This is a genomic window from Collimonas antrihumi (assembly GCF_018304965.1).
GTDB classification, from domain to species: domain Bacteria; phylum Pseudomonadota; class Gammaproteobacteria; order Burkholderiales; family Burkholderiaceae_D; genus Collimonas; species Collimonas antrihumi.
On the sequence record NZ_JAGQED010000013.1, the window covers coordinates 94,959 to 107,176 of the forward strand.

Annotated in this window: 13 protein-coding genes; 10 read left to right on the forward strand and 3 right to left on the reverse strand. The window is 49.4% G+C overall.

The genetic code is table 11. The features are described from left to right. Positions 1-14 precede the first annotated feature (14 nt). The 8 genes from rpmH to KHU29_RS13070 all read left to right on the forward strand — a co-directional run bounded on the left by rpmH (position 15) and on the right by KHU29_RS13070 (position 7,459). Positions 15-149 (forward strand): 50S ribosomal protein L34, encoded by a 135-nt coding sequence (gene rpmH / locus KHU29_RS13035; protein WP_061535510.1) that lies wholly within the window; start codon positions 15-17, stop codon positions 147-149. Positions 150-180: 31 nt separating this feature from the next. After that, positions 181-597 (forward strand): ribonuclease P protein component, encoded by a 417-nt coding sequence (gene rnpA / locus KHU29_RS13040; protein ID WP_211453223.1) that lies wholly within the window; start codon positions 181-183, stop codon positions 595-597. A gap of 107 nt (positions 598-704) precedes the next feature. Beyond that, positions 705-989: a membrane protein insertion efficiency factor YidD gene (gene yidD / locus KHU29_RS13045; protein ID WP_092413065.1), complete on the forward strand. Its 285-nt coding sequence runs from the start codon at positions 705-707 to the stop codon at positions 987-989. A 19-nt stretch (positions 990-1,008) separates the two neighbouring features. Then, the gene (gene yidC, locus KHU29_RS13050) at positions 1,009-2,712 is read left to right on the forward strand and encodes a membrane protein insertase YidC (protein WP_211453224.1); all 1,704 of its coding nucleotides are present in this window, start codon (positions 1,009-1,011) and stop codon (positions 2,710-2,712) included. 113 nt (positions 2,713-2,825) lie between these two features. After that, complete coding sequence (gene mnmE, locus KHU29_RS13055) at positions 2,826-4,223, forward strand: tRNA uridine-5-carboxymethylaminomethyl(34) synthesis GTPase MnmE (RefSeq protein ID WP_211453225.1); 1,398 nt, start codon at positions 2,826-2,828, stop codon at positions 4,221-4,223. 156 nt (positions 4,224-4,379) lie between these two features. Then, positions 4,380-5,618, forward strand: coding sequence for a tyrosine-type recombinase/integrase (locus KHU29_RS13060; RefSeq protein WP_211453226.1), 1,239 nt, complete (start codon positions 4,380-4,382; stop codon positions 5,616-5,618). Between the two features lie 329 nt (positions 5,619-5,947). Further along, complete coding sequence (locus tag KHU29_RS13065; protein WP_211453227.1) at positions 5,948-6,154, forward strand: helix-turn-helix transcriptional regulator; 207 nt, start codon at positions 5,948-5,950, stop codon at positions 6,152-6,154. A gap of 678 nt (positions 6,155-6,832) precedes the next feature. Beyond that, positions 6,833-7,459, forward strand: coding sequence for a rolling circle replication-associated protein (locus KHU29_RS13070; protein WP_211453228.1), 627 nt, complete (start codon positions 6,833-6,835; stop codon positions 7,457-7,459). Positions 7,460-7,663: 204 nt separating this feature from the next. Here the strand turns inward: KHU29_RS13070 and KHU29_RS13075 are convergent, their stop codons facing one another. Beyond that, positions 7,664-8,674 (reverse strand): GIY-YIG nuclease family protein, encoded by a 1,011-nt coding sequence (locus KHU29_RS13075; RefSeq protein ID WP_211453229.1) that lies wholly within the window; start codon positions 8,672-8,674, stop codon positions 7,664-7,666. A 98-nt stretch (positions 8,675-8,772) separates the two neighbouring features. Then, positions 8,773-9,744, reverse strand: coding sequence for a lysozyme inhibitor LprI family protein (locus KHU29_RS13080; RefSeq protein ID WP_211453230.1), 972 nt, complete (start codon positions 9,742-9,744; stop codon positions 8,773-8,775). Positions 9,745-9,873: 129 nt separating this feature from the next. Here KHU29_RS13080 and KHU29_RS13085 point away from each other — a divergent pair, with 129 nt between their 5' ends. Then, on the forward strand, positions 9,874-10,113 hold the full coding sequence (locus KHU29_RS13085; RefSeq protein WP_211453231.1) for a helix-turn-helix domain-containing protein: 240 nt from the start codon (positions 9,874-9,876) through the stop codon (positions 10,111-10,113). A gap of 199 nt (positions 10,114-10,312) precedes the next feature. On the opposite strand, the gene KHU29_RS13090 is transcribed toward KHU29_RS13085, so the two are convergent. Then, on the reverse strand, positions 10,313-11,185 hold the full coding sequence (locus tag KHU29_RS13090; RefSeq protein WP_211453232.1) for a hypothetical protein: 873 nt from the start codon (positions 11,183-11,185) through the stop codon (positions 10,313-10,315). Positions 11,186-11,452: 267 nt separating this feature from the next. Between KHU29_RS13090 and KHU29_RS13095 the strand changes: the two genes are divergently transcribed. Continuing rightward, positions 11,453-12,010 carry a recombinase family protein gene (locus tag KHU29_RS13095; protein WP_211453233.1) on the forward strand — a complete coding sequence of 186 codons (558 nt, stop codon included), beginning with the start codon at positions 11,453-11,455 and terminating at the stop codon, positions 12,008-12,010. The last annotated feature ends 208 nt before the right edge of the window (positions 12,011-12,218 follow it).

Below are 12,218 nucleotides of genomic sequence, written 5' to 3' on the forward strand. Positions count from 1 at the left end.
TTAGCGAGACCAACATGAAACGTACTTACCAACCTTCCGTCGTGCGCCGTAAGCGTACTCACGGCTTCCGCGCCCGTATGGCAACCCGCGGTGGCCGCGCTGTGCTCAATGCACGTCGCGCTAAAGGCCGCAAGCGTCTGGCAGCTTAATCTCAAGCCTGACGCTTAAAGCGTTGCTTGCGTGACAGAGAATCCAGACGACCGTTTAAAGAAGTGCGAGAACTGCGTCCAAGACTTTGCACGTAAACGGCGCATCGTTAAAACGGATGAATTTTCATCCGTTTTTCGTTTGCGCCCTGTCTTTAGAACGGCGCATTTCGTGTTGTATACCCGCCTTAATGCGCTGCCGCATGCCCGTCTGGGCGTAGTGGCGGCAAAACGGCTGGCACCACGCGCTGTGACGCGTAACACGGTAAAACGGGTTACGCGCGAGTTGTTTCGTCTGACACCATTGCCGTCAATCGACTGCGTTGTGCGTTTATCCAAACCGGTAAACACCAAAGCAGGCCCGGCTACGACTGCGCGCTTGAAGCGAGAGCTGCATGGCGAACTGAAACAACTGTTCGCGTCGCAACGTCTGGCGGCTGGCACGCCGTAGCAGTGCAGCCTTGTAACGTTGTATTTCAGGGCTTGTATTGTTCCAGCCTGGCTATAGATAGCACTAGCCCATAGTCCAGGCCCGGAAGAAGAAGGAAAAAAGCTGTCATGAAAATGCCTCTACTGTTCCTGTTGCGCCTCTACAAACTGGGCATCAGCCCGTTTCTGGGACAGAATTGCCGTTTTTATCCCAGCTGCTCCGATTACGCAGCCGAAGCAATCCGCACGCATGGCGCCCTGAAGGGCAGCATGCTGGCCGGACGTCGCCTGTGCAAATGCCATCCGTGGCATGCGGGCGGACTCGATCCGGTACCGCCACACCAGTCATCCACATCTCCCTCTGCAACCAAACCCGCATCGGTTTCCCGATCGTGTGGTTGCGGCCATTCCTGAATCATAGATAAATACTCTTATGGATATCAAACGTACCGTCCTGTGGGTTGTATTTTCGGTCTCGCTGTTGTTCCTTTGGGATCAATGGCAGCGCCATAACGGCCAGCCGTCACTATTCTTTCCAAGCGCTAACCAGACTGCGCCTGTTGCAACCGGTCCTGCCGGTTCTGCCAGCGCTGTTGCGTCGGCCGACGCCAGCACTTCGGTGCCGCAAGCTTCCAATGCTTCTGCTGCTTCTGCTGTCACCGGCGCCGCCGGTGCATCGGCTAGCGCAGTGCCTGCTACTGCCGCGGAAGCCAAGGGCGAAGTCATCACCATCACTACCGATGTCTTCAAAGCTGACATCGATACGGTTGGCGGTGAACTGAAGCGCCTGGAACTGTTGCACCACAAGGACACGGTCGACCCGACCAAGAACCTGGTGTTGTTCGACCAAAGCCCGATCCGTACCTATCTGGCTGAAACCGGCCTGATCGGCGGTCCTTTCCCTAACCACAAGTCGCCTTTCACCGTCTTGCCAGGTGCGCGCACCCTGGACAACGGCAACCAGGTGCAACTGGTGCTGGAATCGACTGAAGGCGGCGTCAAGTTGACCAAGACCTATACCTTCAAACGCGGCGATTACTCGATCGACGTCAAGCACACAGTCACCAACGACAGCGGTGCGCCAGTCACGCCATCGCTGTACCTGCAACTGGTGCGTGATGGCAATGCGCCAGAAGGCGAACAACGTTTTGTGCATACTTTCACTGGCGCTTCGGTGTATACCGAAGGCAGCAAGTTCCAGAAGTTTGCCTTCGACAAGATCGAAAGCGGCAAAGCCGACCATGCGACCAAGTCTGACGACGGCTGGTTTGCACTGATCCAGCATTACTTTGTCTCGGCATTCATTCCGCAAGACAAGGCGCCGCGCGAAATCTTCACCAAGAAGATCGCTACCAACCTGTATGCAGTCGGTAACATCCTGCCGCTGGGCACGATTGCTCCCGGCACCAGCGTGACCATGGATGCGCGTTTGTATTCCGGTCCGGAAGTGCAGGCTGACCTGGAAGCGATCGCTCCTGGCCTGGAACTGGTCAAGGATTATGGCTGGCTGACGATCATCGCCAAGCCGATTTTCTGGCTGATGACGCAGATCCACAAAGTCCTCGGCAACTGGGGCTGGACCATCATCGCGCTGACCGTGCTGATCAAACTGGCGTTCTTCCCATTGTCGGCTGCCAGCTATCGCAGCATGGCCAAGATGAAGCTGGTCACGCCTAAGATGACGTCGATCCGCGAGCGTTTCAAATCCGAACCGCAAAAGATGAACCAGGCCATGATGGAGCTGTACAAGACCGAAAAGATCAACCCGCTCGGCGGCTGCCTGCCGATCGTGGTGCAGATTCCGGTGTTCATCTCGCTGTACTGGGTGTTGCTGGCCAGCGTCGAAATCCGTAACGCGCCGTGGCTGGGCTGGATCCACGATCTGGCAGCACCGGATCCGTTCTACATCTTGCCGGTCGTGATGGCGATTTCGATGTTCATCCAGACCAAGCTGAACCCGACGCCGCCGGATCCGATGCAAGCCAAGGTGATGATGTTCATGCCGCTGATTTTCTCGGTCATGTTCTTCTTCTTCCCGTCCGGCCTGGTGCTGTACTGGGTTACCAACAACGTGCTGTCGATTGCACAGCAGTGGGTGATTACCCGCAAGATGGGCGCAGGTCCGGCCAAGGCTTAAATCGGTAATACGATTGTCGTAAAAAAGCCCGTGAATTAAAAATTCACGGGCTTTTTTGTGGCCATTTGCTTATCGTTGTTTCTATTATCCAACAACCCTCGTAGAATAATTCCATGTCTTTCGATTCCTCTCCCATCGCCGCAATTGCCACCGCACCCGGACGCGGCGGCATCGGCGTAGTCCGTATTTCCGGCAAGCAGCTGGGCTCCCTGATCGAGGCCGTTTGCGGCGTACCGGAAAGCAAGCTGATCCCGCGCCACGCCACCTATCTGCCTTTCAAGAATACCGGCGGCAGCGTCATCGACCAGGGGTTGGCTATCTATTTCAAGGCACCGCATTCCTACACTGGTGAGGACGTGCTGGAGCTGCAAGGTCATGGCGGCCCGGTGGTGTTGCAGATGCTGCTGACCCGCTGCCTGGAGGCGGGTGCAGATATCGGACTGCGGATGGCGGAGCCGGGTGAATTTACGCAACGTGCATTTATCAACGACAAGCTGGATCTGGCCCAGGCTGAAGCGGTGGCCGACTTGATTGAAGCGTCCACCGAGGCGGCAGCCAAATCGGCTTCGGAATCGCTGTCCGGTGCGTTTTCCAAGGTGATCCACGCGTTGGTAGAGCAGGTTACCAATCTGCGCATGCTGGTTGAAGCAACGCTGGATTTTCCGGAAGAGGAAATCGACTTCCTGGAAAAGTCCGATGCGCGCGGCCAGTTGGCGACTATTCGCAGCACGCTGGATAATGTGTTCAGCCAGGCCGCGCAGGGCGCCTTGCTGCGCGACGGCTTGAACATCGTGCTGGCGGGTCAGCCGAATGTCGGCAAATCGTCCTTGCTGAATGTACTGGCCGGATCCGATGTCGCCATTGTCACGCCGATCGCCGGCACCACCCGCGACAAAGTAACCGAAACCATTCAGCTGGAAGGCATACCGCTCAACATCATCGACACCGCCGGCATCCGCGATGCCGAAGACGCCAACGACGAAGTGGAGCGGATCGGCATTGAACGCACCTGGGCCGCAGTGGCCAGCGCCGATGTGATCCTGCACATGCTGGATGCTAATCACGGCCCGTCGCTGGCGGATGAAAAAATCGTTGCCCGCTTCCCGAACAGCGCGCCGATCATCCGCATCTGGAACAAGATCGACCAGTCCGGCCACCGGCCTGCGGTCGATGTGATGAATGACGCCACCCATATTTACCTGTCGGCCACCGACCATCTTGGCATCGATCTGCTGCGCGGGGAGTTGCTACGCATCGCCGGCTGGCAGCAAACCGGCGAATCGCGCTATCTGGCCCGCGAGCGGCATTTGATTGCGCTTAAGGCGGCGCGAGATCACCTGGATATTGCCGATCAGCACGCGTCTCTCGACAACCGCGTCAACGATCAGTCGCTTGATTTGTTTGCGGAAGAGTTGCGGCTGGCGCAGGACAAGCTCAGCAGCATTACGGGGGCTTTTACGCCGGATGATTTGCTGGGGGTGATTTTTTCGCGGTTTTGTATCGGAAAATAAGTAGCTGTCTAATGGCGTCCAATAGCGTCTCCTAATTTCCTGCTATCCCTTATAAAACCTAGATTTACTGTCTCGTATCGTCCAACGCAATCAATTGACATCCACTTATTTTTGGCATACAAGTAGGCATACAAATCATGCACTCCGAAAGTACGTATGCCAAAAACTGTTCCCCTACTATCAGATACACGCATTAAGGCCCTGAAACCCAAGGCTGGCCGCTATCCAGTCTCTGATGGCGGCGGCTTGATTCTTGAAGTGATGCCGTCGGGCTCGAAAATCTGGCGCTACCGTTATTCACTCAACGCAAAGCGACAAGCGCCAGTTACGATTGGCAACTACCCCGCCGTCAGCTTAGCCGACGCCAGGGAGCGTGCACGCCACTACACAGAGATCGTTGCAGCTGGCGTTTCTCCGATAGCCGATGCCAAGAGAGACCGGGGCGCATCCAAGGCATTGAACTCGGTACGAGAATTTGCTGACTTCTGGTACATAGCAGAAATCGCGAGCAAATCGGAGTCATACCGCAATAGCACTCGGCGTCAGCTGGATAAAGACATCTTCCCAGCCATCGGCAACAAAGCGCTATCGGACGTCAATGCGGGCGACGTGCTGGCTATCTGCGACCGAATCAAAGGCAGAGGATCGCCGCAGGCTGCTCTCGTCACCCGCAACGTCATTAAGCGTATGTATGAATATGCGGTTTCGCGACAGGTAGCAACAACCAATCCCGCCCAGCAACTAGTCGCACGATTTATCGCAACACCCCAAAGCCGTACACGAGTTCTTACACCAGACGAGATTGGAAGCGTACTGCGTACCGTGTACGCTTCCGATATGGCGCGGGCGTCAAAGTTGGCACTACATCTCCTACTCATCACAATGGTCCGGAAATCTGAATTGATTGAGGCAGAATGGTCCGAGTTTGATTTCGGCGCTAGCATCTGGCGCATTCCTGCCGAGCGGATGAAAAAAGATCGCGAGCATTGGGTGCATCTATCCAGCCAAGCTGTTGCACTCTTAACTGAGTTGCGAGAGTTGTCGCATAGTGATCGCTACATACTGCCAATGCGTCGCGGCTACGGTGATGATCGACCAATCGCCAAATCAACCCTCAATGCCGCCGTTAGAGCCATGAATAGTGACGTGCAACATTTCGTCATTCACGATTTCCGCCGTACTGCGTCAACACACTTGCATGAGATGGGCTTGTCATCCGATGCTATCGAGAAAGCCTTAGCACATTCGATCAGGGGTATTAAGGGCGTGTATAACCGCGCACAATACGCGGAGGAACGACGCAAAATCCTACAGCTCTGGGCGAATTTCGTTGATGAGCAGATAGACGACGGCAGGAAGATTGTAATTGGGAATTTTGGTAAGGCTGCAGCCTAGTACTTGGCAGACTCATATAAAGGCCAGAATGCCTTATACATAAAGATTTATTGTTTACGCATCGAAGACATCTGCAAAAATTATTTCTTAAACAATCACGTAGCAGCGCAGTACTCAAATCTTATTAAAGCACAATATGAATTTCGACTAAATGAAAAATATGTTGCTAAAGCGAGACATTTGTGTATAATCTCGCTATTCACTTAATGCAAACATTGTTTTTCAATATTTGTCAAGTGAATATTGAAATATTTGAGTATTTCAATATTTATAAACACAAATTTGGATCGGCCATTTTTGTATTTTAACCATTTAGTCACAGGAGATTTATGACAACACCTTTAGCATGTCTACAAATGAAAGAGTTAACGAAGAAGCTGAGTATGTCTCGCAGTACCATTTACAAACTGATCCAGAATCAAGAAGCTGAATTTCCCGTTGGATTTTCAATGATGGGCGGAAGAGGTGTGTACTATCTCGAAAGTGACGTGGATGAGTGGGTACTTTCAGAGCGACAAAAAAGCCTAATGCATTAAGTCATTCAAATACGCATCACAATGCTGATTTTTTAATCGGCCATATACTTCAGTAATACCCCCTTGCATCAAAAATGCCGTAAAAAAGCATATTCCAACAGCGCATCAATTCAATAGTACTCCGGCATAAGTTCGCGGTTTTGCTATCTGATAATCAGTAACGCCAATTCAAACAGCTTTTCAAAATCCAGTTTTCTATGGAAATAATTCCTATCGTCTCGAGATATTGAGTCTGTAGGACATTTGATCTATCGATTTGGATGCGCTAGAAGAGGTTTTGAGCGGTTTATTGGGGGTGGGTAATGGGTGAGGTGCGGCAATTTATTTTGATGCATTCAAAGCGTTTATAGCAAGTCGCAATCGTGGATTTGAAATTTTAATTTAAAACATCAAAGAAGTTGGTACTTATTGCAAATTCCGGCTTGGTTGGCGGTAGAAAATATGTACCAACATTCGCTCTGTTAGAAGATGTTCCAATTTTCGTGAAATTTACGAAATTCCCTCTATGGTAATCGGCAATTTTATTGTCGCCAATTATCTATTTTTTAAATTTAAAATGAAATGACCCAAATGCATAACCTAAAAGGCTTGCAAGGGAATTTATTGTCCTAAAAATTTTATTGTATTAGTAAGTGATCTATTCAGATAACTAATTCAAACAAGCTAAAGAAGGTAACTATGGTAAAAGAAGAAACAAAAATTACGTTAATGAATGGCGGTATGCACAGCCAAAAAGCCTATGCAAAGATGAAGGCCATGCTCACCGAGCACAGCTATGTACACCCCCGGCTTTATCATCTTGTTTTAATGGGCAGCGAGATAAAAAAAGAGTATTTATCTCATTTAAAGGCACTACGCTTTGAACTAAGAAGGAACAATATTCCTTGTAAGTGGAGGGGTTGTATAGAAGTCGATGAAACCAAAGGATTGCACTATCATGTATTTTTTTTAGTTGAAGCGAAATACATAAATCCTTGTTCTATCCTCAATCACAACAAACAAGGGTGGTTGAATATAATGTCTCTAAAAAGAGGTATTAAGTACTACATTGCGCCACCAAAATCCCCAATTCACCATGCAAAAGACGGCAGCCAGTTAAACTACGCCACTTTAGCAGGTGAGAAATTAGCCGATTGCCTAATCTGGATATCCTACTTGGTAAAGAAAAGATCAAAGCCAACTGATATCTCGAATATCTATTCTGGTTCCAGGGAGAGGAAGTCTGGCAGTAAGCAGTCAGGTTTGAGGAAGCCACCAAGAAACAAAAGAGTCGGGTTTGGAGACTCCAATCTTTTTTTTATATAGGCATTTGTCAGAGATTTAATGTGCCGAATTAGTTATTTTTGGTAGTTTAAGAGTGAAGGGCGAGTCAAATGATAGCTAATTTCATATTGCAATATAAATTAGACCAAAATTTATTCTATAAATGTGTTTGCGCCTCTATGGTGCAGCACATATCATGCAAAATATTTTGCGCAGTATTGAGGATGTGATTATAGATCCGCTAAGCTAGTCATTATATTCGTGGATATCTTCTAAGTAAGAAAGTACCACTCTAAACTCTCTAACGCATTGTTCGTCATCCTCTTCGGTAGATTCAATGATTTCGTCAATTGATTTCTGTACGTGCAGGGAAATAACATCTTTTCTTTCGACAATAACTTGATGTAACACATCAGGAATTGGAGTATCGAAGCATAGGCCCAAGACGAGAGATGTAATACACGAATAGATAATATTCGCTTCATCAAATAGAAACCTATGCTGCTTATCTGGAAGCTCGTTTTTTTGGTTTTTGAGAAATAGCGACAAAGCCTTGTTGGCATTTGAGTAATGTTTTTGATCCGTGAAGATAGAGCCCATTAGCCAGTAGCAGTAGGCATTTCCTCTCCGAGCACCTTCCTTATAATAACTTAGCGCCTTTTCTTTACTCTTTGCTGTACCTATTCCGTACTCATGCGCTTCTCCTATCTTCGCATAAGCCGCTAGGCTTCCTAACTTTGCAGCCTTGCTATACAAACGTAGCGCTTCCGCATAATCTTGGATGGTGTCGCCGTGTCCATAGCGGTAATTCTCTGCCTCTTCAAACAGCGGATACCACAGATATGATTCCGGAAGAAAGTCATCCTCAAGAATTAGGTCGTCTAGTTCATCTTGGCCGTGCTCGCCAAAAAGCTCATCTTCTTCGTCGGTGTATGCCGCTGGCAATGCTTCACTCCCCTGAATTGCACCTGGGGCTAAAGTGATGGCCTTAACGACTTCGCTAACTGGTGCGCTGAAAAATTCACGGTTGGCAGAAATTCGAAATCCTTTTTGCTCAAGTAGCGCGTGGACAAAATTTTCAGCAGCAGTGCAGTCCTCAAAAAGCTGCTCGTAGACGACAATGAACGCTGTAGGTAGGCTTGTCACTCCGGAAAGCTCCCGTGCCCGTTCCGCACTGCTGCGAGTCGTTTTTCCAACTTTGACAGCATTTGGCATCGAGCCGTTTGCGAGTACGTAGATGTATCCAATATCTTTCATTAAATGCCCGTCGTCTTTTCGTATTCTGAAAATTCTATAAAACAGCCATCCATGGCTTTAAATAAAACCGAAATTCGTACTCAGAGCGAAACCGGAAATCAATTCGTGACGAATTGCGCAATCCGGTTTTTATACGCTTCGAGCATACAAGTCTCATCGTTACATTGGTCCCGTTCATTTTTTAGCCAAGCATTTTGTTGAAGTTGAAGCGTGTCTTTGTCGGAGGAATGAAGAAGCGCTGTCCTATATGCTCTCGTGAGCTTCATGTCCGCCTGAGATAGTTCATGGCTGGCACAAATGAGATGTTCAGACTTGGTTGAAGCCCTTCCACAGTCGAAGCTCGGAGACCAAGTGGTTGCAAAGTTATTTGAATTTGAAACTGCTACCGGCACACTTGGTGCTGGTGCTGGTGCTGGTGCTGGTGCTGGTGCTGGTGCTGGCGGTGTAGCGACCGGCAAATTGGCGATTTGAGACGGCTGTTTTACTGGTTCTGCTTGCGCTGGACTTGTTGTTGGTTGCAGGCTATTCACTTCAACAGCGACAGGTGGACTCTTCACCACAGTAGCGACAGGCCGACTGTTCATTTGTGTGGCTAGAATATACGCTTTGTCAGCTTTCACTCTATCAACAAGAGCTTGTGCTTCTTCAGCTTTCACTCTCTCAGCTTTTGCGCGCAAAACTTCGGGATTTGATTTCGGGCTAATATAGCCCGCCAGAATGAACATAAGGAGAAAAGCAAACCAAACTCCTACAATCTGGGGTCCAAACATCCAAAACAATTTCTTCGAAAACATGTCCTGCGCGCCGCTTGCAAATATGAAGTCAGGGTGCGCAAAACGTCGAAACGCGTCGCCTAAATTCCAAGCAATTGGTCCTACCAACCAGAACCCAACACCGAAAAGCCATGCAACAGTTCCCGCCACTAAATTCCACTCGGTAAAGGCTAATATTCCGTAGCCAAAAAAGGCAATTGTGCCCAGTCCAGTACATATTAGAGCCCCTATAGAAGCTGATTTTTTGAACTTAGGATGATTCGATGCTTCTTCGGAGGAGGTGTTTAGTCCGATCATGTGGCTTGTCCTGACGTTGTTATTTTGGTGTCCCTAGTTCCGCTGAGATATCAGACGGGCTCGCAAGATTTTAGCATTGCTACTTAAACTCTGTAGACCTAAAGTCATCAAATAATCAACCTTTGGTTCGTGCAAACCAAAGAATCTAAGCCGTCAAAACGCCAGCCTGCCAAAATACGATTTGGTTTGGTGCTTCGTCACGCTCGGGAAGAATTACAGTTGTCGCAGGAAGTTTTAGCTGAAATGGCTGGTTTGCACCGTACCTATATTGGGCAAGTGGAACGCGGAGAAAGAAATATCTCCATTGATAACATGGAGCGATTGGCAGATGCGGTAGAACTGCCGCTTTGGGAAATGCTTCGTCCTTAACGAGGAGCGGAAGTGTCGTTGCGACAGACGCTAGTGCAAATTGACCACTGCGCTGGTTTAGGCCGACCTGTCGTGCTGGTTTGCGCCAACTTATCTTGATGGCGTTAACCTTACTACTCATGAATGACCGACCGACGCGTATTGCGCTGAGCCGCCGCCCCTAAGCGGGCAGTCATACGCAGCAACTACTTCTGGGCTACTAATCGCCCGATTTTTGAACCACCACGGCCTGTCCCGGGACCAAATCGAAGTTGCAATCCTCGGGGGCGAGCCCCTTTAGCTTTAGCAGCATGATTGCATCACCCTTTAGGGCCAAATCTTCAAGCATGCATTGTTCTAAATTTTCCAAGTGCGAAAGCATGTGGAGGAACCCCGATAGAACCTCGTCGCAATCCTTGGCAAGCTGAGCTTTTGACTCCGCCACAGTTCGGATGTCCAACATCTGAATGTCCGAGTGAGCCGCCTCCGTATTCCGCAGCGTATTGACTAATGCCATGTGGTCCATCGCGCAATGCTCAAATTCTAGGCACAGGTGAAAGGGGTGCGCCAAAGTACCAACCATCGAGACGCTGTGTGGTTGTTTGCCATTCGCCCTCTTGCAACTCGGACACGGCGATTCGAGCAATGCACCAAGAGCCATACCCTTGAACCGCTTTTCGGGAACTTGTGTGCAGTACAACAGTTGCTTAATCACTGCTTCGCAGAACCTTGCTGCGTAAAGGACCACTTCGTTGTAGATGCGCAGCCGCTCAATCTCTGCAGCGACCTCATCGTGATCAATGGATTCCGAGTTGGTGTAGTCATGCCAAGAGTTGACAACGCGACTAAAAATAACGCCCAGTGACGCTCCACTGAATGTATATGGGTTGCTGTAGCCACCTTTACCTTCCTCCCCGCGTTCCAGTACAAGCGAGAGGTTTCCTTTTCGTTTAAGCCACGCCCGCATCTCTGTCGCAAGCGGCAGAAAGTTGATACCAGCAATATCGGAGCCTAACCACAGAAAGCAGCGAGGCCCATATGACCACGGGTGATGTGCGCCGTGCCAGTCGCGACTAGAAGGTTCATGTGTCATGCTTGCTGTACCTCTATAGGAGAGAGCCATCGTTACCGGAGTATGCACTATTGCATGTGGCAATTATTAGTGTTGCTCAAGTGCTGATAATTTTCAGCTTGATATTGATATTGCCAGCCCGTCCAACAAGGCATACTTTCTTGTCATTCAATACCCAACGTTCTATGCCCCATAGCTTTTGTCCAACAAGTATACATTTAAGATTTTCTTTACATATTCTATAAAGTACTAAATACTTGTTATACATAATCAAACGAGGGGAACAGAATGGCAACAGGGCAGACAATCGGATACCTTCGCGTATCGACCGCTGGACAGAATTCAGCGCGGCAACTTGACGGCATTGCGCTAGATCAAGTTTTTGAGGACAAGTGCAGTGGTAGCACGACAGATAGGCCGCAACTAACGGCCATGCTCAAACATGCTCGATCAGGCGATACAGTTGTGGTGCATGAGATAAGCCGATTAGCACGTAACACTGCCGATCTGCTCGACCTCGTAAAGCGATTGACCGGCAAAGGCGTGACGGTGTCTTTCATTAAAGAATCGATGACGTTTGCAGCAGGCAAAGATAATCCGATGAATACAATGCTACTCACCATCATCGGTGCTATCAGTGCATTCGAGTTATCGATGATCAATGAGCGACGAGCTGAGGGCCAAGCCAAGGCACGAGCTGAAGGGAAGCACATGGGACGTACCGCGAAACTTACCGCCGACCAAATTGCAGCAATCAAGCAACGCGCTGTAACTGAGAGCAAGACCGCGCTGGCTGATGAGTATGGAGTATCAAGAGCAACGCTGTACTCGGTATTGAAGACTTAGTGGATGAGTGGCGCACGTGCAGAGATGATGTCTTGCGCCGCAGCTCAGGTGCCATAGCGGTCAAATATTTTAGCCGCTTTCGAGCCTGTCAGATTTTCTGTGTGAACGGGGTTATGAAATAATACCGAAAGGGAAATTCCATGACCGACGTAATGACCACAAAGAAACCGAAGAAGCAGAAAGCACCTAGCCTCATCCCCGTTGATCT

What these genes read in the sequence shown, in the direction of transcription:
- KHU29_RS13075 (WP_211453229.1), bottom strand. Translation starts at nt 8,674, where the DNA reads ATGAAAGATATTGGATACATCTACGTACTCGCAAACGGCTCGATGCCA.
- KHU29_RS13090 (WP_211453232.1), bottom strand. Translation starts at nt 11,185, where the DNA reads ATGACACATGAACCTTCTAGTCGCGACTGGCACGGCGCACATCACCCG.
- yidC (WP_211453224.1), top strand. Translation starts at nt 1,009, where the DNA reads ATGGATATCAAACGTACCGTCCTGTGGGTTGTATTTTCGGTCTCGCTG.
- KHU29_RS13095 (WP_211453233.1), top strand. Translation starts at nt 11,453, where the DNA reads ATGGCAACAGGGCAGACAATCGGATACCTTCGCGTATCGACCGCTGGA.
- KHU29_RS13065 (WP_211453227.1), top strand. Translation starts at nt 5,948, where the DNA reads ATGACAACACCTTTAGCATGTCTACAAATGAAAGAGTTAACGAAGAAG.
- KHU29_RS13080 (WP_211453230.1), bottom strand. Translation starts at nt 9,744, where the DNA reads ATGATCGGACTAAACACCTCCTCCGAAGAAGCATCGAATCATCCTAAG.
- KHU29_RS13060 (WP_211453226.1), top strand. Translation starts at nt 4,380, where the DNA reads ATGCCAAAAACTGTTCCCCTACTATCAGATACACGCATTAAGGCCCTG.
- mnmE (WP_211453225.1), top strand. Translation starts at nt 2,826, where the DNA reads ATGTCTTTCGATTCCTCTCCCATCGCCGCAATTGCCACCGCACCCGGA.
- yidD (WP_092413065.1), top strand. Translation starts at nt 705, where the DNA reads ATGAAAATGCCTCTACTGTTCCTGTTGCGCCTCTACAAACTGGGCATC.
- KHU29_RS13070 (WP_211453228.1), top strand. Translation starts at nt 6,833, where the DNA reads ATGGTAAAAGAAGAAACAAAAATTACGTTAATGAATGGCGGTATGCAC.
- rpmH (WP_061535510.1), top strand. Translation starts at nt 15, where the DNA reads ATGAAACGTACTTACCAACCTTCCGTCGTGCGCCGTAAGCGTACTCAC.